24 protein-coding genes, 1 other RNA gene and 1 pseudogene are annotated in these 25,115 nt (G+C 45.1%); 9 read left to right on the forward strand and 17 right to left on the reverse strand.

Translation table 11 applies throughout. From position 1 onward, the window contains the following. Positions 1-139 precede the first annotated feature (139 nt). Complete coding sequence (locus ACOJUN_RS12210; RefSeq protein ID WP_422136874.1) at positions 140-1,738, forward strand: ABC-F family ATPase; 1,599 nt, start codon at positions 140-142, stop codon at positions 1,736-1,738. A 47-nt stretch (positions 1,739-1,785) separates the two neighbouring features. On the opposite strand, the gene ACOJUN_RS12215 is transcribed toward ACOJUN_RS12210, so the two are convergent. The 3 genes from ACOJUN_RS12215 to ACOJUN_RS12225 all read right to left on the reverse strand — a co-directional run bounded on the left by ACOJUN_RS12215 (position 1,786) and on the right by ACOJUN_RS12225 (position 3,954). Then, complete coding sequence (locus tag ACOJUN_RS12215; RefSeq protein ID WP_422136875.1) at positions 1,786-2,259, reverse strand: FKBP-type peptidyl-prolyl cis-trans isomerase; 474 nt, start codon at positions 2,257-2,259, stop codon at positions 1,786-1,788. 66 nt (positions 2,260-2,325) lie between these two features. Beyond that, the gene (locus tag ACOJUN_RS12220) at positions 2,326-2,643 is read right to left on the reverse strand and encodes a hypothetical protein (protein WP_422136876.1); all 318 of its coding nucleotides are present in this window, start codon (positions 2,641-2,643) and stop codon (positions 2,326-2,328) included. An 864-nt stretch (positions 2,644-3,507) separates the two neighbouring features. Further along, positions 3,508-3,954 carry a hypothetical protein gene (locus ACOJUN_RS12225; RefSeq protein WP_422136877.1) on the reverse strand — a complete coding sequence of 149 codons (447 nt, stop codon included), beginning with the start codon at positions 3,952-3,954 and terminating at the stop codon, positions 3,508-3,510. A 199-nt stretch (positions 3,955-4,153) separates the two neighbouring features. On the opposite strand from ACOJUN_RS12225, the gene ACOJUN_RS12230 reads away from it, so the two are divergent. The 5 genes from ACOJUN_RS12230 to ACOJUN_RS12250 all read left to right on the forward strand — a co-directional run bounded on the left by ACOJUN_RS12230 (position 4,154) and on the right by ACOJUN_RS12250 (position 11,432). Continuing rightward, a complete protein-coding gene (locus ACOJUN_RS12230; protein ID WP_422136878.1) occupies positions 4,154-4,507 on the forward strand; it encodes a helix-turn-helix domain-containing protein in 354 nt (117 codons plus the stop codon). Beyond that, complete coding sequence (locus tag ACOJUN_RS12235) at positions 4,504-5,772, forward strand: type II toxin-antitoxin system HipA family toxin (RefSeq protein WP_422136879.1); 1,269 nt, start codon at positions 4,504-4,506, stop codon at positions 5,770-5,772. Before ACOJUN_RS12230 ends, ACOJUN_RS12235 begins: the two co-directional genes overlap by 4 nt. Positions 5,773-6,013: 241 nt before the next feature. Beyond that, entirely contained in the window at positions 6,014-7,231 is a 1,218-nt protein-coding gene (locus tag ACOJUN_RS12240; RefSeq protein ID WP_422136880.1) for a hypothetical protein, read from the forward strand. A gap of 1,125 nt (positions 7,232-8,356) precedes the next feature. Next, complete coding sequence (locus ACOJUN_RS12245) at positions 8,357-9,421, forward strand: hypothetical protein (RefSeq protein WP_422136881.1); 1,065 nt, start codon at positions 8,357-8,359, stop codon at positions 9,419-9,421. 283 nt (positions 9,422-9,704) lie between these two features. After that, positions 9,705-11,432 carry a hypothetical protein gene (locus tag ACOJUN_RS12250; RefSeq protein WP_422136882.1) on the forward strand — a complete coding sequence of 576 codons (1,728 nt, stop codon included), beginning with the start codon at positions 9,705-9,707 and terminating at the stop codon, positions 11,430-11,432. 166 nt (positions 11,433-11,598) lie between these two features. Here ACOJUN_RS12250 and ACOJUN_RS12255 read toward each other — a convergent pair. After that, positions 11,599-12,767 (reverse strand): annotated as a pseudogene (locus ACOJUN_RS12255) (IS3 family transposase). Positions 12,768-13,025: 258 nt separating this feature from the next. On the opposite strand from ACOJUN_RS12255, the gene ACOJUN_RS12260 reads away from it, so the two are divergent. Continuing rightward, positions 13,026-13,526 (forward strand): hypothetical protein, encoded by a 501-nt coding sequence (locus ACOJUN_RS12260; RefSeq protein WP_422136883.1) that lies wholly within the window; start codon positions 13,026-13,028, stop codon positions 13,524-13,526. A 72-nt stretch (positions 13,527-13,598) separates the two neighbouring features. Here the strand turns inward: ACOJUN_RS12260 and ssrA are convergent. The 8 genes from ssrA to ACOJUN_RS12300 all read right to left on the reverse strand — a co-directional run bounded on the left by ssrA (position 13,599) and on the right by ACOJUN_RS12300 (position 18,716). Beyond that, positions 13,599-13,963, reverse strand: a transfer-messenger RNA (tmRNA) gene (ssrA, locus tag ACOJUN_RS12265). A gap of 55 nt (positions 13,964-14,018) precedes the next feature. After that, positions 14,019-14,846, reverse strand: coding sequence for a UTP--glucose-1-phosphate uridylyltransferase GalU (gene galU, locus ACOJUN_RS12270; RefSeq protein WP_422136884.1), 828 nt, complete (start codon positions 14,844-14,846; stop codon positions 14,019-14,021). Positions 14,847-14,908: 62 nt separating this feature from the next. Beyond that, positions 14,909-15,526, reverse strand: a complete 618-nt coding sequence (locus ACOJUN_RS12275) for a hypothetical protein (RefSeq protein WP_422136885.1) — start codon at positions 15,524-15,526, stop codon at positions 14,909-14,911. Next, positions 15,519-16,277, reverse strand: a complete 759-nt coding sequence (locus ACOJUN_RS12280; RefSeq protein WP_422136886.1) for a tyrosine-protein phosphatase — start codon at positions 16,275-16,277, stop codon at positions 15,519-15,521. Before ACOJUN_RS12280 ends, ACOJUN_RS12275 begins: the two co-directional genes overlap by 8 nt. A 242-nt stretch (positions 16,278-16,519) precedes the next feature. Beyond that, the gene (locus tag ACOJUN_RS12285) at positions 16,520-16,852 is read right to left on the reverse strand and encodes a type II toxin-antitoxin system HicB family antitoxin (RefSeq protein WP_422136887.1); all 333 of its coding nucleotides are present in this window, start codon (positions 16,850-16,852) and stop codon (positions 16,520-16,522) included. Next, positions 16,849-17,103: a type II toxin-antitoxin system HicA family toxin gene (locus ACOJUN_RS12290; protein ID WP_422136888.1), complete on the reverse strand. Its 255-nt coding sequence runs from the start codon at positions 17,101-17,103 to the stop codon at positions 16,849-16,851. Before ACOJUN_RS12290 ends, ACOJUN_RS12285 begins: the two co-directional genes overlap by 4 nt. An 876-nt stretch (positions 17,104-17,979) precedes the next feature. Then, positions 17,980-18,405: a helix-turn-helix domain-containing protein gene (locus ACOJUN_RS12295; protein WP_422136889.1), complete on the reverse strand. Its 426-nt coding sequence runs from the start codon at positions 18,403-18,405 to the stop codon at positions 17,980-17,982. Continuing rightward, positions 18,402-18,716 carry a type II toxin-antitoxin system HigB family toxin gene (locus ACOJUN_RS12300; RefSeq protein WP_422136890.1) on the reverse strand — a complete coding sequence of 105 codons (315 nt, stop codon included), beginning with the start codon at positions 18,714-18,716 and terminating at the stop codon, positions 18,402-18,404. Before ACOJUN_RS12300 ends, ACOJUN_RS12295 begins: the two co-directional genes overlap by 4 nt. 422 nt (positions 18,717-19,138) lie before the next feature. Between ACOJUN_RS12300 and ACOJUN_RS12305 the strand changes: the two genes are divergently transcribed. After that, on the forward strand, positions 19,139-19,558 hold the full coding sequence (locus ACOJUN_RS12305; protein ID WP_422136891.1) for a hypothetical protein: 420 nt from the start codon (positions 19,139-19,141) through the stop codon (positions 19,556-19,558). A 56-nt stretch (positions 19,559-19,614) separates the two neighbouring features. On the opposite strand, the gene ACOJUN_RS12310 is transcribed toward ACOJUN_RS12305, so the two are convergent. Further along, the gene (locus tag ACOJUN_RS12310) at positions 19,615-19,902 is read right to left on the reverse strand and encodes a hypothetical protein (protein WP_422136892.1); all 288 of its coding nucleotides are present in this window, start codon (positions 19,900-19,902) and stop codon (positions 19,615-19,617) included. Positions 19,903-20,456: 554 nt separating this feature from the next. Between ACOJUN_RS12310 and ACOJUN_RS12315 the strand changes: the two genes are divergently transcribed. After that, positions 20,457-21,038, forward strand: coding sequence for an ATP-dependent zinc protease (locus ACOJUN_RS12315; protein ID WP_422136893.1), 582 nt, complete (start codon positions 20,457-20,459; stop codon positions 21,036-21,038). 263 nt (positions 21,039-21,301) lie between these two features. On the opposite strand, the gene ACOJUN_RS12320 is transcribed toward ACOJUN_RS12315, so the two are convergent. The 4 genes from ACOJUN_RS12320 to ACOJUN_RS12335 form a co-directional block, all read right to left on the reverse strand. Beyond that, positions 21,302-21,826 (reverse strand): hypothetical protein, encoded by a 525-nt coding sequence (locus tag ACOJUN_RS12320; RefSeq protein ID WP_422136894.1) that lies wholly within the window; start codon positions 21,824-21,826, stop codon positions 21,302-21,304. Further along, positions 21,816-22,121, reverse strand: coding sequence for a hypothetical protein (locus tag ACOJUN_RS12325; RefSeq protein ID WP_422136895.1), 306 nt, complete (start codon positions 22,119-22,121; stop codon positions 21,816-21,818). Before ACOJUN_RS12325 ends, ACOJUN_RS12320 begins: the two co-directional genes overlap by 11 nt. 137 nt (positions 22,122-22,258) lie before the next feature. Further along, a complete protein-coding gene (locus ACOJUN_RS12330) occupies positions 22,259-23,659 on the reverse strand; it encodes an O-antigen ligase family protein (protein WP_422136896.1) in 1,401 nt (466 codons plus the stop codon). Positions 23,660-23,735: 76 nt separating this feature from the next. Further along, a complete protein-coding gene (locus tag ACOJUN_RS12335; protein ID WP_422136897.1) occupies positions 23,736-25,106 on the reverse strand; it encodes an undecaprenyl-phosphate glucose phosphotransferase in 1,371 nt (456 codons plus the stop codon). Positions 25,107-25,115 lie beyond the last annotated feature (9 nt).

Raw genomic sequence — 25,115 nt, forward strand, 5'->3', positions numbered from 1 at the left:
GGACACTGTCACTATCAACAGGGAAGTATGGAGCACCTCTGATAACCAAACAGGCACATTTGTGTAATAATTGGCGGTTTATCTTTTAAATGATGTATAGGCTGTCTGGTCAGGCAGATCGCCAAGGGGGAGCTAGGTTATGCTGATAACGTCTAATGTGACCATGCAATTCGGGGACAAACCCCTCTTTGAAGATATCTCCGTCAAGTTTGGCGACGGCAACCGTTACGGTCTGATCGGTGCTAACGGTTGTGGTAAGTCCACCTTGATGAAAATTATCAGTGGCGAACTGGAACCCTCTGCCGGCAATGTCAGCTACGATCCCAACGAGCGTATTGCAAAGCTGAACCAGGATCAGTTCGCCTATGAAGAAAACACGGTGATTGATACCGTGATCATGGGCCATGCCGAACTCTGGAAGGTCAAGGAAGAGCGTGACCGCATTTATGCCAAGGCTGACATGACAGAAGAAGAAGGTATGCGTGTCGCAGATCTGGAAGTTCTGTTTGGTGAAATGGACGGTTATTCCGCCGAAGCCCGTGCCGGTGAACTGCTGCTGGGCCTGGATATTCCTCTGGAGCAACACTATGGTCCAATGAGTGCTGTTGCCCCGGGCTGGAAGCTCCGTGTTCTGTTGGCTCAGGTATTGTTTGCCGATCCGGACATCATGCTGCTGGACGAACCCACCAACAACCTGGACATCAATGCGATCCGCTGGCTGGAAGGGGTACTCAAGCAGCGCGACTGCACCATGATCATTATTTCCCACGACCGTCACTTCCTGAACAGTGTCTGCACCCACATGGCTGATCTGGACTACGGTGAGCTGCGAACGTTCCCGGGTAATTACGACGAGTACATGATTGCGGCTACCCAGGCTCGTGAGCGTATGCAGGCTGATAATGCCAAGAAGAAAGCCCAGATTGCGGAGCTCCAGAGTTTTGTCAGTCGCTTTTCTGCCAATGCTTCCAAAGCCAAACAGGCGACCTCCAGGGCCAGGCTGATCGACAAGATCAAGCTCGAAGAGGTTAAACCTTCCAGCCGACAGAATCCGTTTATCCGTTTTGAACAGGAAAAGAAACTGTTCCGCAATGCGCTGGTGATGGAAAAAATGTCCCAGGGTTACCAGGACAACATGCTGTTCAACGACGTTAACCTGATGGTTGAAGTAGGTGAGCGCATTGCCATCATTGGTCAGAACGGTATTGGCAAGTCCACATTGCTGCATACTCTGGCCGGTAAGATGGCACCGAAGGGAGGCACTATCCAGTGGTCAGAAAACGCTGATATCGGTTACTACGCCCAGAACCACAGCGACGAGTTCGATAAGGATATGAACCTGTACGACTGGATGAGTCAATGGATGAACGAAGGCGACGATGAGCAGGTGATCCGTGGTGTTCTGGGCCGTATGCTGTTCTCCCAGAGCGACATCAAAAAGTCAGTCCGCGTTATTTCCGGTGGTGAGCAGGGCCGTATGTTGTTCGGCAAACTGATTCAACAAAAACCGAACGTATTACTGATGGATGAGCCGACTAACCACATGGATATGGAATCCATTGAATCTCTGAACCTGGCGTTGGAAAACTATCCGGGCACACTGATCTTTGTCAGTCATGATCGTCAGTTTGTATCGTCTCTGGCGACCCGCATCATTGAAATCACAGAAAATGGCATCGTCGATTTCCACGGAACTTATGACGATTACCTGCGCAAGCAGGGGGTTGTTGAAGAATAAGTGATTAATGGGGCAGAGGGTCTCTGCCCTTATCATGAATGAATGGTTTATTCGATACCCAGCAGCTCCACATCAAAGATCAGCGCAGAGTTGCCGGGGATTTTACCGGCACCCCCGCTGCCGTACGCCAGATTGGCAGGAATAAACAGTCGGAACTTGTCGCCTACCGACATCCGTTGCAGACCTTCGGTCCAGCCCGGAATCACCTGATTCAGTCCAAAAGAAATCGGCTGTCCACGGTCTACAGAACTGTCAAACACCTGACCATTAATTAACGTACCGTGATAGTGCACTTTCACTTTGCTGGTGGCTGTGGGGTGATCGGAATCTTCACCCTTCTCAAGAATCTTGTACTGCAATCCGGACTCTGTAGTCATCACGCCTTCTTCATTCCGGTTTTTTTCCAGAAAAGCCTGACCCTGAACCAGGGCCTCCTGAGCCAGTTGTTTTTTCTGGTCAAAGCGGCGTTTGCCCCAGAACAAGATGACAGCAATAAAAACAATGAGGATAGCAGTAGACACAAGGATCACCCGATCTGTGGATAAGTCGATGAAAAATACCTTATCCGGACAGCTAACTCAAAAATATCAGCCTCCTATCTCCGCTTCCCTGTCGGTTTCTGCGGGCTCAGGTTTGGGATTAACCAGCTTTTCCTCTTTGGGCCATTGTCCACTCTGTTTTCGGGTCCCCATAAAAAGAACAGCAACCATACCCACCAGAATCAGCCCCATCTGAACCATAAAGATCAGCATGATCAGCGGCAACATCAGTACAAACAGGCCCGTGAGAATAACGGTGCCGAGAATTGCTTTAAACGGGCTGATGGCAGCGCCATTACGCTGCTCAAAAAAAGCAGTCTTAACGTGAATGAAGTCATTTTTTAATTGATTGAGCCATTTTTCCATGATTTACCTCGATCAGGGAGGAAGTTAGTCATGGCTCAAGTGTAGAGGGTTGTGGATAAACAGATCGTGTCCGGTAGATTAAAGTTTGTTCATCGAAAAGGGTTGTGTTTTTAAAGGACAGGAGTTGCCACTGGCCGGTGAAGGACTGTTTTGACGAAGATTACTGGCTTAGTCTGATCCCCCGTTACCCCTGCTCCAGTCATAAAGCAAAATGCCAACTCGAGGTGAATATACGCATGCTGCCAGACCTCCATAGATTAAAGCACCTCTCAACGCCCTGATGTGGGGTGATCCATGGTAAATACAATACCCTGTAACAGCGCCTATGAATGCGTGTGGAGTCACAGTAAAAACAACAACTCCCGTTCCGAACAATGCCGCAAAAGTATTCACCAAGCTTTTCGGAGTGTATAAACCCCACAAAATGGTTTTTTTGCTGTAGCTGTCAGGACCAAAGTTGTCATCATCATCGCAGCAGCCATAATTGTAATTGCCATGATCACTGCTGCCACTGGAGAAGACAGCGCCTGAGAAAATAATCACATATCCAAGCATTATGACAAACAGGAAGTTTTTCATTAGATGATCTCAATGGCCATTAGTTCCTGATTGAACACGCAGGATAGCATTTGACTGAAAGCTTGCAAGCCGGGCTGCTTTGAGCGTGATTGAAAAAATTATTGAACCATCGTCCAAGCTAAGAAGGTTCTGATTGGAATCAGCATCTTTGGTGAAAAGGCAAGAAAGAAACGAAAGCTACCTTGAGAGTCAGGCAGCAGGTTATATATTGTGCAAGGAACAATAGAGGTTATCGACGCTTTAAGCCAGGGAGATTAAGAAATATACGGGTGATCTGTTTTTCTTTCAGTGCGACCCCTCTTTTACATTATCTATGCGGCAATTATAAAGCATAACGCCAGCTGCAGTTGAAAATGCACATGCTGATAGCCCTCCCAGAATTGCAGCACCCTTCAACGCCCTGATGTGGGGTGATCCAGAGAAAAAATAATATCCTCCAGCAGCGCCTAGACATGCACGTGGAATAACCCAATAAACAACAAGCCCCATTGCGTGCAATGCCAGCAAGGTCCTCCTCAAGCTTATCTCATCGTATAAACCCCACAGCATGGGTTCTCGATTGTGGCTGTGAGGGACGACGTAGTCATCATTGGAGTTTTCCTCATCGTATAAACCTGACAACATGGGTTTTTGATCGTAGCTGCGAGGGACGACGCAGACGTCATTAGAGCGGGCAGTGCTTGAGAAAACACTCGTATACCCAAGCATTATTACAAACAGGTAATTCTTCATAAAGCGACCTCAATGGTAATTAATTCATGATTGGACATGAAAAAATAGCATTTGACTGAAAACTTGCAATTCTGGCTGCTTTGGGTCTGATTCAATGGATTGGAAAATTGTAAAGCAATACATTAGTTGCTTTTCTCAAAAATGAAACTAATATGTTTCTTTATAGCTAACAAAGCAACTAGTAAGTTGACAAGATGATATGGATACTTTGCTTCAGCAACTTAAAAAAAGGCGCTTGGATTTAGGTCTGAAACAAAACGACATGTTGCTGCGTGTTGGTGTTTCCCGCCAGCAATATCAGCGCCTGGAGTCTAAAGGGAATCCACGGCTTGACACGCTCCAATTGATAGCAAAGGGCTTAAATAGTGAAGTAGTGCTTATACCCAAAGAGAAGCTTGGGGCGGTTCTGACCGTCCTGGGGAGAAGCGTTAACGAAGAGCAGGAGGCAGGATCTGAAGGCGTTAGCTCAGGCCAAAGAGATCAGTCTAATTCAGTGAACAAGAAAAGCTTGTTTGATGATCCGTGGCAAGATTTGCTTGGAGATGATTCGTGAGCAACGATGTTAACGTCATTAAGCTGACACTTCATGGAGAGTGCGTGGGTTATTTGGCTGGCTACCAGAGTGGTAGGAATGTACTTTTTTTTGCCGATGAATTTAGCAGTAATATTCATCGGTCAACGTTTAGCCTGATCACCCATCCTGCATTTCCTCATTCTGATAAATTGATGTCAGAGCCTTGGGCACGAAATCAACGCTTGCATCCAACGCTATCAAATTTATTACCAGAAGGATCGCTGCGAGAACTCATTGCACAGGGATTAAAGGTGCATATTGATAATGAATTTCAAATCTTCTCTTATCTGGGGGAAGATTTGCCCGGAGCAATCATTGCCACACCATTAGAGCCAGAACACGTACCTGATGATGTTGTATCCCTTATTTCCAGAGGTCATTATCGAAATGCGAAAGTGATTAAGTTCGAAAAATTAGAACGAGAAAATAAATTTTCCCTGGCAGGCGTCCAGATGAAGTTTTCAATGGAAGAAAAGGATGGGCGTTATAACCTTTGTAAATCCGGGGTTTTAGGCGATTGGATTATAAAAACGCCATCAACAAAATATAGAGATGTTCCTGTTAATGAATATTCGGCGATGACTCTGGCATCCATAGCGGGTATTGATATACCGGAAATCAAGCTGGTTGATATGGGACAGTTGGATAACCTGCCACAAATCAATTTACCTGAAGAATCCCTTGCTTTTGCGATAAAGCGTTTTGATCGAAAAAAGAGCAGGCGAGTTCATATGGAAGACTTCGCACAAGTATTGGTGAAGTATCCCCATGAAAAATATCGCACCGCAAACTATGAACAGATTGCCAGGGTCTTGTACGAGTTTTCTGGTGATGCATTAACAGATGTACAGCAGTTCGCAAGACGACTGTTAGTGAATATTTTGTTGGCAAATGGTGACGCGCATTTAAAAAACTGGAGTCTTTTATACGAAGACAAGGTGACACCACGGCTATCTCCTGCTTATGACATAGTAACGACAAATGTGTATATCGATGGGGAGCGAAACTTTGCTTTGAATTTGGGAAAAACAAAAGATTGGTATGCTGTATCATTCTCAAACTTCAAGGCGTGGTCAGAAAAATCGGGCATACCATGGCGAGCAGTAAGGCCTCATCTAGAAGATGTAATGTATAGGGCCCGAACATTGTGGCATTCCGCTATTAAAGAACTTCCGATGAATGTGAAACACAAAGAAAAGTTAACAGAGCATTGGAAAAACTTGCATCAGGATTTCAGGCTGTAAACCTATCTTGATGAAGAAAAGTGACAGAAGGGGCAAGGCCTCATGTATTGCTCAGCGGATGGTCTGCCATCTTCCCAGCTCTCAAGACACTGCGATGGTGCTAGTGGCAATGGTGTCTACAAACTTTTTTTGCGGCAACCTTTGGTTTGTTTCTGAAGGCAAATTACAGTTATTTTTTTGATTTGCCATTTTTCTGGTCTATCAATTACTCTCCACAAAATTAAATTGTATAGACCGGATAATGAAACAGCTGTTTTTTACGACATTGCTCTTACCGCTTCTGTTGCTGTCTGTCATCTGTCAGGCAGAATCGTTGACAACACGTTTTCTTGTCGAGCATGCACAGTTATACCAGAGCTTTTCTATTAAGTGCGCCTTGAATTCATTGCAGTACACCCCGTCAGGCGATGCCGATACAAACGACTATGCATGGGCAACTTTTCCGCCTGATGACCAACTACGAAGGCTTGTTGTTTACGGGCGAAAAAAGAACTTTATCGAGTCCATTTCATGGCGATTGCTTTTCACCATCAATCCGCTGGTTGCTTACGAACTGATCCTGGCCAAAGGTGACACCGCTTCCAGCGGCAAACCTTATTCATGGATAACAGCAGAAGCGTTTGTCGCTGTTAGCTGGCTTTTAAAAAGCTACTGGAACTCCGATTCACTGCTGTTTAAGCCAATGGATCAACTGGAGGCAAGTCAGGATGACTCGTTTGCAATCACCACTTTGATGCTCCCGGGACAAAAGCAACAACAAAGTGACCAACAAAAGCCGCCATCAGAATCATCCGGTCATCAAGCCTCAGGGACAAGTACCCGTGTTTCAGGCTCTATCACAAGTCGACTGTCGTCTGGATCTGGCGGCGGAAAGGAAGACCCTGAACAAAACCAGCATACTTTGGATTTAAATTGTTACGTCGGTTCCTGTTGTGGTGTTTGTGAACTCCGACAATCATCTGATAGTAGTGAGCCACTTGTTAACGCCTTTCCAGCGGAGCACAGCACTTTTTCGGCAGTCGCAAAAGCTCATGAAGTTGTGTCAGGTATTATAGGGCACATGAACTCTTTAAAAAAAATTCTGATTGAAAACGATGAGCATTATGGCCCGAAAAATCCTAACACGGATATTCAGGCATTCGAGAATGCCATCCAATTACTTGAATATCTTCAACCTTGGGATATTTCAAAAGGTGAAGATGTTAAATTCGTGCCTGATGTCTGTGGAAACTATGATTTTGGCATCAATACTTATTACCATGTTTATTATAAAGGTGATGTGTTATTCACTGTTAATGAAACTGTTAGTGAAAGAAGATTTTCAACTAAGTACAGTTGTGGACAGTTAGCAGATATTAAAACCAGTACGTTATTTGATGAACTCTATTATGCTCCTGATGCCCCCGGGTACCAATCTGCAAAAAGTGAATTTGAGGCGTGTGCAAAATCAACTGGTTAGGTACTTAATGACGTATATTATGACCGGGTGCTGGTTCAGATTAAATAAGTTATCCAAGAGTGAGGAAAATCTGAGTTTTTTGTCTAGAATGATGTTTTCGCTTCTATTTGGGCTTGGTTATCAATAATGAAGAGTAATTGTTGTGTCTTTATTTTTGCCAGCATATTTTTTTTCAGCTGGCAGTCAGGCTGCAATTCCTTACACTTCATCATTGGTCTCTGGTTATGGTGTAGATACAATTCTGTCCTCTATCTTATCCGCCGACCCAGTTCGTATACCAAAACCTAACCTGCCTTTGATGCGCAAGACCTCGACTCTTTTATTTACATGATGATCCACATTTTGAATATATCGGGGCCGGAACCCGATTTCGTTACATTGTGTCAGTTACGCCAGTTTCCTCTGAGGTTTGCACACCTGACTCAGGGACAGCAGAATCTGAATCGGTTGCTGGAGAAAATTCCTGAAGAACGTCAAAAGGAGGTGAATCAGGTAATCGATGAAACTCGGGGCCTGTTAACCCTCAATGATGGAACTCTCCGTAACAACGTGAACCTGGCTGCTACCCTACTATGGATGAAATTGAATGTTGATTTGTTGGATGGGAACTGCCAGGGGCAGGGAAAATAAATCAGCCTTGCTTACTCTTTTGTGACACCCTCGACAAGGCGGGGAGTGTCAAAGTGCGCAGGTCGAATAATGAAACAATCGCTTTTTGCGACGCTGCTGTTCCTGCTTTTAGCGCTGTCTATTGTCTGTCAGGCAGAATCGTTGACAAGACATTTTGTTATCGAGCATACGCCAATCACTCAGAGCTTTTCTGTAAAGCACAACTTCAATCCGTTGTTGGGCAATCCGACAGACCTTGCTGACACAAACGACTGTGCAGGATCAACTTTGCCACATGATGACAAGCCAGGCAGACACGGTGTTTACGGGCTAAAAATGAACTTTAGTGAGTCCATTTCATGGCGATTGCTTTTCGTCACCAATCTGCTGGTTGCTTACGAACTGATCCTGGCAACCAATCACGCCGCTCTGAGTGGCAAACATTATTCATGGATACCTGCAGAAGCGCTTGTCACTGTCGGCTGGCTTTTAAAAAGCTATTGGAAGCCCGATTCGATGCTGTTTAAGTCAATGGGTCAGCTGGGGGTAAGTCAGGATGACTCGTTTGCGATCACCACTTTGGTGCTACCCGGACAAAGCCAACAACAAAATGACCAACAAAACCCACAATCAGAATCATCCGGTCAGCAAGCCTCAGGCTCAGGGACAACTACCCGTGTTGCAGGCTATTTCACTTATCCACTGGCGTCTGACTCTGACGATGGAAAGGAAGACCCTGAAGAAGAACAGCATACTTTTGGTTTAAATTGCTATGTCGCTGCCTGTTATGGCATTTGTAAATTCTCTCTATCATCCAACAGTAGTGAGTCTGATGAAGGGGCGCTGAATTCCGTTGAAAGTTCGACAAGCCAAAGTCATCACGCGATGAAAGAAAAACAACGCTCTCAGCCACGCGCCGATAAGGCTATTGCAAAAGTAGAGAGACAAGCTAAGAAAAGAAAAAAAGAGAAACGGAAAAAGGAGAAAAAGAAAAAGGAGAAAAGGAGAAAGGAGAAAAGGAGAAAGGAGAAAGTGTCAAAAAAACGCAGGTTTGAGGAAGTAGATGAGCATGTTGACGCCTCTTCTGACACTGAACAATCGAAGCGTAGGCGTACTTCTTCGACCGCTTCAAAAGCTCATAAAACTGTGCCAGGCATCATAAAGCATATGAACAGGTTAAAAAAAATCCTGACTGAAAACGATGAGCACTATCGCGCAAAAAAACCTAACCCGAAGATTCAGGTATTCGAGAACGCCATCCAATTACTTGAATATCTTCAACCTTGCGATATTTCAAAGGGCGAAGATGTTCATGACGGGAATAATATTTGTTCATGTTGTGAAGGTTATAGCAGTACTTATTATCGTGTCTATTACAGGGGTGAAGTGTTATTGACTGTAACTCAAACTGTTAGTGAGACAAGATTTGCTAAACAATATACATCTGGGGAATCTGCATATATTGAAACAAATAATTTGTTTGATGAACTCTATTTTGCTCCTGGTGCTCCCGGTTACCAATCTGCAAAAACTGAATTTGAGGCGTCTGCAAAATCAACTGGTCAGTTAGTCAAAGATTGATTCCGTTGGGCATGTTTAAACGGTAATATTTACTACAAAATGGAGTAGCGGGTATTTGTGATCGATGATTATCTGCCTGAGCTTGAATCAGTTCTGAAAATACGTCTAAAGGTAACATAGACGGAATTCCCGGTTTTTAGTTAGTTGATGTCGTATATATTGAGCTTCTGATCTGTTTAAGACAATCTTCTTAAGACAAAAAGAAGACACCACCTAGTCGGGCAAATCTGAGTTTTTTGTCTAGTATGATATTTTTGTCTTTATTTGAGCTTGGTTATCAACAATGAAGAATATGAGCCATGTCTTTATTTTTGCCAGCATCTTTTGGTCAGCTGGCGGCCAGGCTGTAATTCCTCACACTTCGTCATTGCTCTCCAGTGGTGGTGTCGATGCGATTCTTTCCTCTTTCTTATCTGACCCCATTCGTTTACCTGAGTCTAAGGTTGTTCCGTTTTTGCTGTTACAGAAGAAAAAAAAAGGTTCGATAGTCAGTTCACCTGTCTCTGAATGGGGAGGATTACAGCCAGATAAAGCAACGGTGTTTTCTGCCTATCCATTCGAATTGAACCGTTTTGGTAATGAAAACAAGAAACAGACCAAAACGGGCAATCAATCGCCACCACCACAGCAGCAGCGACAAAGCAAAAAGCAACGCAGTGAAGGGCTGGGCAGTTCAGGTTCCTCTGCTGCAGCGTCAGCGTCAGCTTCCGGAAACGGTGAGGGTCATGCCAGGTATCTTGAAAAACTGAAAGAAATACTTAAGGCCACTGAAAAGTCGTTGAAAACAATGGATCAGAAAAAAAATATTGATGACTTTACTGAAGAAGTGAAAAAATTCTACGCCGAAAACCCCGGTATTCTGGAAGAAAAAGGCTCTCTGGAGAAGAGTCAATACCGTTGGAAAGCGATTCTAAGTTTACTTCAGCTTTATTTTCCTGGAAAGCTGGAAACTGGTGAAATGACACATGTTCTACTTGACTATCCAAAGCTTAAGAGTTTGCCAGTAAATTTAATCGAATTTTTTGCCAAAGCGGTGCTTCCTGAGCTTGAGTTACCCAAAGGGCTGCTCGACGACGAGTTAGTTGAGAGGGTTTTGGATGCTGCCAGCCCGGATATTATAAAACTCATACATATTTATATTGGCTTCCCGCAGTGTCTTTACCAGCTGGTTGCGTTATTTATAACCGAGCTGCCATTAATGGCAACCGAAGAGCCAAAAAACTATATTTTTCAGGTTAAAACAGGCCACATTAGTGTTTTTTCTATCAGGAAAAATAGCAAAGGGCATTATCGGGTTTTTGTCGCTGATAGCCTGAATGTTTTTAAGCACTACAATAATGAACAAACTTATTCACCCCTGCCGCATTTTGTCGCTTTAGCTTTAACACTGGCGATAAAATATCACGGCTTTACTGATTCCCGGTTTTACTTTTTTCCTCAACGTCAAGTCAGTCGCTTTGGTTGTGAGTCATTCGTGTTTCACGATCTGGAAACATTGTTGGCATTCCCCATGTTGGCTGATAACGGTTATTATTCAGAAAAAGAACCTCTTACTAAAGAGAAGATGTTGAGGTTTTTTTTGCAAATAATGTATCTGGAGGGAAGTGAACAACTGGGACGATTGGTAATCAATGGGGAGGATAAGGACTTTATTGAAACGCTAGACAAGCCTGCCTTTGATACCCTTGATCTGGAATCCCTTGTTATGATGGCATTGCGAAATTGGAAGGACTGGGGGCTGGAACCAGATTTGGTTAAACTTTATCAGCTGTGCCAGTTTCCTCCGAGGTTTGCATATCTGACCCAAGGGCAGCAGTGTCTGAAACGATTGCTGGAAAATTTTCCTGAAGAACGCCAACAGGAGGTGAATCAGGTGATCGATAAGACTCGGGGCCTGTTATCTCTCGATGATGGAACCTGCCATAACAACGTGAACCTGGCTGCTACTCTGCTGTGGATGCAACTGAATATTGATTTAATGGATAAGAGCTGCTCAGGGCAGAAAAAATAGATCAGTACGTTCAGTGTTTACTGTTGGTGGACAGCACTAATCCCTGAATATTCCAGAGTGATGTTTTGTTTCTATTTGAGCTTGGTTATCTACAATGAAGTATCTGTGTTGTGCCTTTATTTTTGCCAGCATTTTTTGTAGTGGTCAATTAAAAACGGACACCTGATTAAGCTGCTTTTTTCAATTTTTGCTTCTCGAAGTCTACTGGACTCACATAGTCCAGATAGGAATGTAATCTGTTATTGTTGTAGAACAAAATGTAATCAATAACATGTGCCTCTACTTCTGCCCGAGTATCATAAATATAATGATCCGTTCTTTCCCTTTTCAGGCTGCCAAAGAACCGCTCCATCACAGAGTTATCCCAGCAATTACCCTTGCGACTCATACTACAGACCATCCCATACTCCCTGAGTTGATTCTGATACTCCAGAGACGCGTACTGGCTGCCACGATCTGAATGGTGCATCACACCATCTCCAGGCTTTTTGCCCCAGTAAGCCATTCTCAAAGCTTCCAGGGGCAGCTCTGTCGTCATACGGTTACTCATCGACCAACCGACGACTTTCCGCGAAAACAGATCAACGACAGCCGCCAGATAAACCCAGCCTTCACGAGTCCAGAGGTAGCTGATATCAGCTACGTATACTCTGTCGGGTGCTGAAACTGAAAACTCACGATTCAAAAGGTTTGCCGCCACTGGCAGTTTGTGTTTGCTGTTGGTTGTCACCTTGAATTTTTTGACCACCCGAACCCGCAGGCCAAGCCGTTGCATCAGGGTTTTGGCCTGATAACGCCCTATGCTGTAACCTTTTGAACGCAGGGCTTTCGCCATTCGACGACTTCCATAAGAGTCACCTGATTGAGCAAAAATCTCTCGGGCATCTGCCTCCAGGCGAAACATCTCCGGGTCAATCTGTTGATTTTTTGCCTGTTGTTTATTCTATTCGTAGAAGCTACTGCGACTAACTTTTAGTGCTTTGCATAGCGTTACGACAGGATAGGCCTTCCTCTCCCGCTGTATGAAGGCGTATCTTACAGCTGGTCTTTCGCAAAGAAGGCCATGGCTTTTTTTAAGATTTCCTGTTCCATTTTCAGCTGTTTGTTTTCAGCTTCAAGCTCTTTGATTCTCTGCTGTTCAGTCGTCAGGGCCTGATGGCCTTTGCCGGGGAAAGCCAGCTCTTTCTTCTCTTCACTGAGTCGAACCCAACGACGGAGGTTAGTCGCACAAATTCCTAGACTTCTGGCGACTGCTGTAGGCGACTGAGCTTGTTCAGTAACCAGTTTTACAGCTTTGAGTTTGAATTCCTGAGAATAATGTTTTCGCGTTGCCATTATGAACCTCGTTACTGGTTGCACTATTGTGCTTAACGAGGTGTCCGGTGTCATTAGACCACTTCACTTTAACTCCCAACACATAGCGGCAACCAAGCCAAGGTGATTGAGGTTCTTAGACTGGTATTGAGCTTGAGGTATGTTGGTGCACCTGAATGTCTGTTTATTTCTTTGACAACAGATTTTAGGCAAATATCAATCGGGGTGGTGAAAGGCAGCTAGAATGTAAGTTGTTGTGATGTAGCGAGAGATTCCATTATGTTGACGCAAAATACAAGGCAGGCCTTTAAGCTCGCGTTTTTAACGGTTGTGTTCTCTTTATGCTCCCTGAATGTTCTCTCCGACGGTGTGAGGCAGGTAGAAATCTTTCAGAAAGTCGGACCCGATGAGGACGCCTACTCCGTTAAGGCAGTGTGGGACTCATCGGGCGTATGTGTTGACTTTGTCGTGCCTCGTTATGTGGGGACGATTCAGGCGTATGAAAACGGTCAATCCATGAATATCCATTATCTTGAATCCGGTGCTTGTAGCGAAAAGTCGGCTGCTACCCAGCTGTTCCTGGTGAAAAGCAAAGCACACTCTGAGAGAGTGGCGAAATTTTGGTGGGAGAAAAAGACTGGTGAGGCCCCCAGTGTCAGTGTGAGTGAAGGCGCGGATCCATATGGATTATTATGGATTGATAATGGCGATGCCAACAGGATTAAAGTCTGGGTCAGTTATGATGGCAAGAAGAAGCCTGATGGATTCGAGAGTCAGTAACGAGGGTTGATAGTTAATTTAAAATAAAAAGCCCTAATGGTTGCTAAGAACTCATTAGGGCTATTGACAAGTTGGTGGAGGCGGCGGGAATTGAACCCGCGTCCGCCGATTCTCCGCCTTCGGCTCTACATGCTTAGATTCCGTTATTAGGTTAACGCAGAACGACCCAACGGTCAGGGTGACACTGCGCGATCCTGAAAAGTTTAACCTGTCAGCCCCAGGCAGACATCAAGGCGATCCTGTTTTCAGTAGCGGTCATTTCCAGCCAACAGGCAAGTCGGAGTGACCGGGAGGAGGCAGGGTTTAGGCTGCCAGAGCTCCTTGGAAGTTGTCTTCGTTAGCAACTAAAAGGTTGTAGTGTTTTGATTTACGAGAATCACTACATTCTCGACATGCACCTAAGGTTTCGTAACCGTCGTCGAATCCAGATCGCCCCCGGTGAAACCTGAGACTAATTATTCAAAAAGTGGGTTCAAAGTCAACCACTTATTATTAATGAGCGTAAAGCTTATCGTAGCAATAGTTAGTGGCTTCGATGAAACCTTCAATACTGCCGCAATCGAACCGTCTGCCCTTGAATTTATAAGCCAGCACACAGCCAAGCTGAGCCTGGGTCATCAGCGCATCGGTAATCTGGATCTCACCTCCCTTGCCCGGCTGGGTATCTCTGATCAGGTCGAAAATGTCCGGAGTGAGAATATAGCGCCCGATAATGGCCAGATTACTGGGAGCCTCTTCTCTGGCAGGTTTTTCCACCATATTTTCTACGCGAATCAGGTCATCAGAAATAGCCTGTCCGGCAATGACACCGTATTTATGGACTTCATCTTCCGGCACTTCCATGACTGCCACAATTGAGCAACGGAACTGTTTGTAGAGCTGTGCCATCTGTGCCAGTACACCAGGCCCATCGGCATTGATACACAGGTCATCGGCCAGGACCACACCAAAGGGCTGCTTGCCAATTAATGTTTCACCACAGAGAATGGCATGGCCCAGACCTTTCATCTCTCGCTGTCGTGTATACGAAAAAGTACAGCTGTCGATCAACTGTCGAATATTGGTCAACAATGTTTCTTTGTCCGTACCTGCGATCTGGTGCTCCAGCTCGTAATTGGTATCGAAGTGATCCTCCAGTGCTCGCTTACCGCGACCAGTCACCATACAGATGTCCGATAAGCCAGCCTGCAGGGATTCTTCTACACCGTATTCAATCAGTGGTTTGGACACCACCGGCATCATCTCTTTGGGCATACTTTTAGTAGCAGGCAGAAAACGCGTACCGTACCCGGCAGCAGGGAAAAGACATTTTTTCAGCATAATCAATTGTACTTTTGTGATTTAAGAGCTTTTTATGCCCTTTGGGGAAAATGGCTAATACTTTAAGGCAGTGGGTATTTCTGTTCTATCTGTTTAGCCCGATGAGAATAAAGCGTTACCAGCCGCTGATGACTGCTATTGAGCATCTGCTGAGTCGGCTCAGTCAACCATCCGTGATAATATCTGCCAAGAATGCTGGCGTTTTCCATCACGTACTGTTCCCACGGACCGAGTTGGTCAGCGCGAACCAATGCCTGCTCAAACGACGAGTCAATTAATGATCGCTGTGAACGAGCCTGGGCATAGTTGCTCCAGCTATAGGGCCAGGCGGGTCTTGATAGAATGGATTGTTGCCAGGCGTCAAGTTCTGACAGCTCTCCGTAATCATGCTTTGACCAGCCCGCTTGTACTCCCCGATCAAGTACTTTGGCACGCATCACCAGCAAGTCCGGAGAGCCTGGCATATTGTCTAACGCCTTATCTGCACCATTCAGCGTGAGTTGCCACTCTTCTTTATCCACCGAGAAGCCGTCATCTTCTTTCGTTTTAGCAGCCCAATGATCGAGAAAGTTCTCTGTCTGGGAGCGCCATATCTGCGACTGCACCAGATTCCATGCAGTATTCAAGGCGGTTACCAGCAGAACTATCGCTGGAAAAACCATCAACCATCGCTTAAACATCACGTCCAGCCTTTAAGAGTGATTGGTTACCGAAGAGCGAAAAGGTCAACAAGTCCGGATTGATCATCGTCAACTGATCCCGAAACTCCTTACCGTACCAGTCATCCAGCATCTCTGCAGCAGCCTTCATCGCGGGTGGTCGATGTTTGCTGTGATGAGCATCAGAAGCCACAAATTGCACCAGTTCATGATCCAGTAGCCAGCGGGCTGAGGTCTGCGCCTTTTCACCAAAAAAACCGGGAATGCATCCTGCGGTCACCTGCAACAAAGCACCCCTCTCCACCAGCGGGAAGATTCGCTCAGGGTAGGCCATCAATTCTTTATTACGTTCCGGGTGAGCAATCACTACCCTCACATGCTGCCGAGTCAGCCACTCAAGCATCTCTTCAATACCCATGGGAATATTCTGGTGAGGCATCTCCAGCAACAGACAGTCGTTGCCTTCCCACTTGCCGATCATCGGAATACGCTCATTGCGGAGCTGAAACATCAACTCGTCACTGAAGCGCACCTCAGCGCCCATGGCCAGTTGAATACTTACGCCTGCTTCAAGGGCTAAGCCCACCAGTGCATCAAAGGCAGGAGTAATGGTGGTGATATCGTTATCGTAACGGCCAGGATGCATATGGGGCGTACAGACCAACCGCTGGATATCATTGGCTTCGGCAATACGCAGCAGTTCCAGAGATTGCTCCGGGGTGTCCGGACCATCATCAATGGCGGGGATAATATGGTTATGAATATCGATCATGTTTAAAAGCTATTCACCGCAAGGGCACGTGAAATTATCGGTTGAGCAAAACGTTCGCAGTGCAGCAGGCATTAAACGGCAGCTTTCTTGCAAATCCTGGGCTTGTTGCTCTGAAAGACTTATGGATCAGGTTTCACCATCCTCGGTCAATCGCCAGGCGCGGACCCGCATACTGTTGTGGTGTGGGGAGAGCTGGAGAAAGACCAGCTCTTACCCGATTTAGGCTCCGGTAGGCAGAGAGGTTAAATTTGAGAAGCATTGCTTAGAACTTCTGAAGCCCACTGGTTCAGGCTTTTCCCTTTTGCTTCGGCGGCAGTCGCAGCAGCAGCATGAACTTCCGGTGAAATCCGCAGCATCAGATTGCCCGAATAGGGTCTCTGAACCGGACGCCCCGTTTTTTCACTGATTGCAATATAGTCATTAACCGCATCATGAAAAGCCGTTTCCAGTTCATCTACAGAAGAACCATGAAAACCAACAATATCTTTTATGCCAGCCAGATGCCCTACAAATATACGATCTTCATCATCGTATTCAACTCTGGCTATATAGCCTCTATATTTCATTATATTCATGGTTTAATCCCTGCCTGTTCCAGAAAACGCCTGGCATCCTTAATCCGGTACCGTAGCGATGCTTTGTCTGGGTGCGGTCTATGAAAATCAGCACGTACATCATTCAGAACGAAACTGACTGAAGAACCTCCCTTAGTTGTCCGTTTGGCTCCCAATGACAGAAACAATGCTTCGAGCTTGCGCCACTCAATATTGCCATTTATCGGGTCGGCAAATAGCGCCTTTAGTGTTTTTCTATTTGCATTATTCATGATTTGAAATGATAGCTTAATGCGCAATCATACCAAATGATATTTTAGGAGCCTAACGCCAAATTCAGCGGCACGAACGGAGCTAGTGTCCGCTGAAATTTTTTGGTACGCCCGGCATGGGCATGAAATTATGGGATGAAAGTCCCTTCTGGGTAAACCAGCATCGGATCTTGCGCTTAACAGGCCAACTGATAAGATTGATGGGCAATGCTACCCCACTCGGGTAGGTATGTCACAAGGTGGTCCACTTTAACCGCTACTGTCGAATGTACTTCTTGATAACCTGGACAAGGAACTGGAATACCGGGGTCACTGTTTCGCAAGATATTGCGATGACTTCGTGATATTGGTTCGCAGCCAATGGGCAGGGGAAAGGGTGATGGAAAGCATCACTCAGTACCTTGAACGTCGACTAAAACTGACAGTCAACCCGACCACAAGCAAGGTGGTGAAATTCACGAGATCGAGTTCCTGAGTTTTACCTTCACAGGGAAGAGAATCCGCTGGTCACAGAAGGGCCTGCTTCGCTTTAATTACTGCCCCATACTGTTACTGGATCAATGGATACGTCGGCGCATCCGTTGCTGTTTTATCAAGCAGTGGCGTAAGCCGAAAACTCGTTATATAAATCTGATCAAGTTAGGCGTTGACCATATCAAAGCCGCCTCGATCGCAGCCAGTAACAAAGGGTATTACCGGTTGAGCAAAACGTTCGCAGTATAGCAAGCATTGAACGACAGCTTTCTTGCAAATCCTGGGCTTGTTTCTCTGAAAGACTTATGGATCAGGTTTCACCATCCTCGGTGACTCGTGTAGTGCGGACCCGCACGCTTCGTGGAGTGGGGGCTGGAGGTTAGAATCCTCCGGCTACCCGATTTATGCTCCACTGAAGAACACAGACGGCGATATTTTGAACCGTTGTGAAAGAGCCTGAATATGATCTCTGGTTAGATTTCGTGAACCATTCAAGATCATTGAAACCAAACTCTTACTTCCCAGCTCACTTTTTAAATCATCAGCTTTGAGCTGATATTGATCCATTAGTGTTCTTAGAACAGCTACACCATCATCCAGAGCTTCAATTCTTGCATTGAAATCTGAAAAATCCTCAGACTCATCTTCCCATTTTTCAATGGATATAGAGAGAACTTCGATTAGAGGAAGATATTTATCGTAGTCTTCGATGAGTTCTTCCATTAATTCCAGAGCTTGTTCGTACTCTTCCTCACTATGAATACGACTTACAAAGCCTGCTTCAGAAAAAAAGTCTAGAGCCTTTTGCTTAAGATTTGTGTATCTCATGTACCAGCCTCCTTTGCGTACTTCTTGCATAGTTTGTCGTATTCAGAGTGTGAGACGATGTGTTTGACATACATTCTACTGTCTCTGAACTCAATGAAAGCTATGAGTCGAAGGTTGTTGCCACCAACATCTATTACCCACCATTTATCTTTGTACTTGAAATTATCCAAGCTGGGGAATAGTGAACTCAACTCATTCGGGCTATGAAAATCACTATTTCTCAATGACTTATAGGTTGCGTCAATTGCAGTAGCATCGTTTGGATACTTTTTTGCAGCCTCGTTAAACGGCTTTCTTGAGATAACGTGCATAATAGTCTCTATATTCACGTATTGTGAACTCTAGCACGCATAAGGGAATTTTACAAATTGTGAACTAGAAGAATTGATAGGAGCATAACGCCTGGTTCAACCGCGCTGCGGACGTCGGTTGGAGGGGGCGCAGGCCCGGAACGAACTGGAACCATTCGGTACTTATTGAGCCTTCTCCCCAGCTTATTGCCGAAACAATAAGCTAAAGGCAACCAATCAATCCCACATGGAGAAGACCCAATGGGATTCTGCATTAATTCTCACCCATATTACTGCGGTATAGATCTACATGCCCGAATGCTTGGTTGACTCGACTGGGGAGAGCTGGAGAAAGGCCAGCTCTTACCCGTTTAGGTGCGTGCTACAGGGGAGTATGAAAACTATAATACCGCTAACTTACTGATCTATAGCAGGTTGCCAGCGTGAAAAGTAAATACTTTCAGTATGTATTGTTTGTCATTTGCCTTAGTAGCTCATCTGTTCACTCTGATTACGAAGAGATATTAGATCGGCTTATGTATGATGAGCACAGGGTAGCATGGTGTTTTGGTGCTCGCAGAGTCTTAAATTTAATGATAGAAAATTTAAATCGATGTGATCATTGCTTGTCTGAATATTTCAATTTCATGATAGAAAATAGAATTCAAGGCATCAGGATATGGCGTTTATACCACTATCTATCTAATGAATCTCTCATACACTTTATCGGAATTATCCAAGATGGTATTTCCAAAGTAGTAACTCCAGAAGCTATTCAGGAAATGGCAGACTTGGAAAGACATGATATTAAGCCTAACTTTGAAATTCATCCAAATATTCATTTGTTCAATTTTCATGAATAGCACTTAACGATGAGCAAAGCGGCGGCACGTCTAGCGTCGTCTGCTTGTGCTCCTTGTTATGCGTGCTCTCTGATTTTTGCAGCAAGAATGGTTAATTTTTCATCATCAGCTCTTTCATGGTCATGTGATGAAATATAGCTTTCGTATTGCTCGAAGTATTTTTTATTATTTGAAGAAATTGGTTTGAGAGTTGAATCATATCCTGTTCCGTGCATTGGAAACAGCTTACTATGCAAATGATCAATACCATAACCCTCAAAGAACATACCTGTTCTTGCCACACCATCAAGTGTTTTATCCAGAAGTTTGGCGACTTTCTTTGTTGCTAAAACAAGATTGCTCAAAACCTCATCAGATTGATCGAAAGCATAACTTGAATGATGTTGTTTTGGATTCGCATTTTGTGATTTGTATATTTTTCGGTCAAGAAATCCTTGTGATTACAGACTGCTTTATTTTCACTTATAAACAAAAAGTTAACTATTCAGTTGATTTTCTACATATACGAACCAACTTGACTGTATAAAAAAAACAGCATCAAGCAACAAGTATTAAGTGCCCTGGTTTTTTTGTACAAGCAAGTCCTGGAAGGTCACAAGATGATGCGTTAATCACCGGCACCTCTGCAACTACCACCCAAAGGAGAATGGTGGCATTAGTCAGCACAGGCTTGTTCATGATTTTCGCCATGATAATGACATTTTCACAACACTGACCACCAGAAACCCCACACGCACGTTCGCAGTGCTGAACTCCTGACGCCCTGACCCTGAGCAATCATCGGGATAATTAGGTACATCGCCATTTAATGCCTCTGGTCAGCACCCTCCGGCAACACCATCCTCCATGAATACACTTAAGGAAAGGTTAAAGAAGTAGTACCTTCATGGAGGAAGATATGTTGTATTCTCTAAGGCTGCGCTATGCAGCTGGTTTTCTTTCACTGGCTCTGATGCTGTTATTCCCGCCACTGTCTCAGCCCCTTTCGGCCAGCACTTCTCAACAGTGCAATATTGGCAACCGTTACCTGGTGGGCCATCTGGAAACCGTGACTCGCATTGACCATCAGTTTGATACCCAACTTCCCGCACTGATTGACTCCGGTTCCACCACATCCTCTATGGATGCCAGGGATATTAATTTCGAAACCTCAGTCAATGGTTCAGACTGGGTAAGGTTCAAGATCCTGACAGAGCGGGGCGGCTATGGTCGGGAAGTGACCCTGCTCAAACCCGTTAAACGGTTTATTCGTGTACTAACCCATTCCGGGAAACCACAACGACGGCCCGTCATTGAAGCCACTATCGAACTGGGCAATATAAAAACCACCACCGAATTCAGCCTTACCTCACGTTCCAAATTTCCCCAGAGTATTCTGCTTGGGCGGAATACGCTGGATGACCTGGCAGTGATTGATACCTCACAACAGTATCTTCTGGATAGCTGCCAGCCAGCCGGGGGCATTGCTTTCAGCCACTGAAAAGTGGCTGAAAGGCTTAAAAGCCTGGGGAAAAATCACGAAACCTCACACCCAGCAAGGATTTCAGACAGGTATTGTGTGCTCATGGCTGCCTTTCATTGCCGAAGTCTTCAATTTCTTACCGATCTTCACAACCTGCAATGACCGCAGAGATGGTTAAGAGCAGAATATCAGCAAGTTTATGATCTACTTTCCATTGTTGACATGCGTCATAAATGACAGATTCGTTATGTTGCTAATGCACAAAACTACAATTTGTTCATTTACCTTTGAGCCTGATACTTTTTATCTATTTCGAATACAAAAGAGTTGACTAGGGCTATACAGTATTGTAAATCTTGATCTTCAATTACTACTTTATTTCCTTCAAGATCGTAACCATTTCTGTGAATGATGTGGTGCCTTATGTTGAGAATTTCAAGCAATGTTGTACTGATATTAATCTTTATACCAATTACATTTTTGAACAAAACATCAATATCGTTAAGTCTATGCCAGACCATGTTTTTCATTGCATTAATTAAATATTCTTCAACTGTATGATGAAGCAAGTAAGGAATTTTCAGTGATTCAGTTCTAAATTTATTCTGCATTCCTAATCTTACAATCGCCTCCCTATTTGAAGAGATTTCATTTATGAAAAGGTCATATAGATATTTTTCCATCAAGCTTATTACATTAGAAAAATATAATTTATTGTGAAACTTATCATTACTTTGGTTTTCTATTATTTCTATACCAGAACAGAATTCTTCATAGAAACTACTTTTGCATCGGTCAGAAGTCATTTGGGCGATACTCCACACCAATACGTTCTTTTAAGTTTTCTCTATTATTAGTTGACGTTATGTCTAGCTGCCAATCCACACCCACATTTGAAGACCATACCGATATTGAAAATTCATTTCCATTCGAGTCTTCAAATTCATCATGATTTTCTGAAATGCTGTCCTTATGTCTATCTGCAAATATATTTGGAGATGGAACACTAACAACATGTATTTCCTGGTTGTCAAGAAAAATGATTAAATAACCTCCTGAAAGTGGAGGCATGCAATCATTACCTTCAATAGTAAATTTCATGCTTATATGTTGCTCCAATACATATGTGACAGAAAATTATAGTCTATTAAGGTGGACATCCTTATAGCCATTGAACTCAGTGACTTCGGGGGCTTTCATGATTTATCCCTATTCAAAAACCTCTCACCAGAGATCTTTTACCTGCGTGTTTTGCCAACCGTCGGCAAATATCGCGCCAGCAATGCCAGCGCCATCATGCAGATAAAATACGCTGAGTTAGAAGGGATTTGCAGATTAAAATCCACCGATGAGTGAATCATAATGGCCAGAATGCCCATAAAGGCTGTAAAGCCCATACCAATCATCAGCCGATTACGACGCTGGCGCATGGCCACAATGGCATGCCAGACCGCAGCAAGCACCATCAGCGCCAGAATGGCATAAGCGAGCAAACCAAACTCCAGGGGAAACTGCAGAAAATCATTATGGGCCAAGTCATAATACCCCCTCCAGCTACCATCGTGATAAAAAGGCAGTGTCGTATAGAAGGAGCCGCCACCGGAGCCGGTCAGGCCAAAATCGCCAATGGCATTTAGTGTCACTTCGGAGACATTGGGACGGGTCTCCCGTTCCAGTGAAGTCTGCTCAAGACGCTCCACCACCTTCTCCAGGCCAAACCATTGACTGACAATAGCAATGTCGATCACCAGTAAACTGACAAACAGCACCACCATACTCCGGCTCAGCTGTTTTCGACAGATGACGTACAAAAAGCCGGTCACCATCAGGCTTGTGAAAAACGCAGTATTCCCCATACGTGAGCGCGAGAGCACCAGACCAATCACCATAATGGCCAGCCCGGTGCGGAGAATTACCTTATTGCTCATCAGGGTTTTCAGGGTGCGGTGCAGCCATTCCTGCCAACTTTGGGAAGGTCGCTCATTAAGCTGGGCAATCAGCAACCCCATACCAGCGGCTAAAGTCATCTCCAGAAAACCGGCAAAACTGTTACGGTTCACAAAGGTACCGGTGGCGACACCGAAGTAAGAGGGCTTATCCCGGAACAGCAAAACCTCCAGACCTGACAGCGTAGTTAATGAACCAAACACTGCTTGTAAAATACCTGAAATGACCAGCACCCAGGCAAAGATTTTCAGTTTCTCAGGCCGGTCAATCAGTAGAAGACACAGGCAAAACAGCAGGTAATAAGCCATTGTCAGCAAGGCCGTAACCAGCGTGGCAAAAGGATCAATAGAGAGTGGGAGCCATTCGGGAAGAGGCAATTCCAATGCCAAACTGGCTTGAGAATGAATATCCCACGCATGGGGGGAAATCGTTTTTACCCAATTAGCCGGTAGCGGCGTTTGTTGTATAAACAGCCAGCTGGTGATCAGAATAAACCCAACGTGAAACCAGCGGGCTTTCTGAAAAACAAGGGTCACCGGCAGCCGATTCAGGGCATAACCCAGTAACCAGAACAACGCCAGCCCGAAGACCAGCATCATCATAATCCCTATCGCCCACTCGGGCTTGCTGCCTTCGGGTAACGGCAGCCAGAGCATCACCGCCAGCAATGCTAAAAAAAGAACTTGTTTCATGTTTATTTAAATCCGCTGCCCGCTGCTCATAAAAGTCTCAGTCTTATCTTTTTCGGGCAAGGCAGGCAGCGTCAAATCAATAGGCGTTAGGGTTCATAAACCCTTTAAACACGGTACCGATGATAATCCTGATATCCAACCACAGCGACCAGTTGTTGATGTATTCCAGGTCACACTCCACCCTTCGCTGCATCTTATCCAGTGTATCGGTCTCACCCCTGAAGCCGCGCACCTGGGCCAGACCGGTAATACCCGGTTTCACTTTATGGCGTTTCATATAGGATTCCACCAGGTCTTTGTAATACTCATTATGAGCCAGGGCATGAGGCCTTGGCCCGACAATGGACATCCGCCCCTGCAGCACATTAATAAACTGGGGCAGCTCATCCAGACTGGTGCGGCGAATAAAGGCACCGACTTTAGTCACTCGCGGATCACCTTTGGTGGCCTGGGTTACTTTACCCTCGCCTTCCTTATGTACCTTCATACTGCGGAATTTATACACTTTCACCTGCTTGCCAGAAGCACCGTGACGGTATTGCCTGAAAAACACTGGCCCCGGTGACGAAAGCTTCACGGCAATGGCGACACCTATCATCACGGGTGATATCAGCAACAGAATCAGGCTAGCAAACAGAATATCAGACATCCGTTTAATAAAAGCGTTACTGTTGTCCATGGGGGAGCAACTGATATCCAGGGTAACAAAATCACCGACTTTGGTAATGTTATGGTTTAACAGCGGCAGATCCTGCAGCCCTGGCATGTAACGAATGTTGGCGGTACTGTGGCGCAGGGTGAACAGCACCGGCTGAAGCAGAGAGTTTTTGTTAAAAGGAATACAAAGCCAGCACTCATCAAAGCCTTTATTTTCAGCAAGGTATTCTTGTAGCTCTGCCAGTGCCTGCTCATTATTGTGATGCTCAATCACATGTTGCAAACGGAAACCCAAGCTGTTGTCTTTGGAAAAATAGGCGCGCATTGCCTCAAAGTTACGGCCTTCGCCAATCACCAGCACATGCCGGGTATTGCGACCGCGCCGTCGAATCGACATCAATATACGATAGAGAACAAAGCGGGTCAGCAGCGCCATGAAAATGCCCCCCACCCCCCAGATCAATAACCAGATTCGGGAATACTGCGCAGAGGTTTTGGTCAATACCAAAATGGCAAACAACGTCATAAACGACAGAAGCCATGCAGCAAAAACTCTGCTGAGCCGCTCAATGAGTTTACGCCCACGCCACGGCGAGTAAACATCACACAAAAACGAAAAAACCACGACTAAAAGGGCCTGTATGGCCATCGCATTCACATAATGGGTGGCATGATTCCCAAAACGGATATATTCGGACAGCTCAGCACAACCAATTGCGATGGCTATGTCCATAATCACCAGAGAAAAAAGAGGCAGCCGGGAGCGGCCCGATAACAAAGAGGTAGGCATTTACGTAGA

It is taken from the genome of Endozoicomonas sp. ALD040 (assembly GCF_049275945.1).
Classification (GTDB): Bacteria; Pseudomonadota; Gammaproteobacteria; order Pseudomonadales; family Endozoicomonadaceae; genus Endozoicomonas_A.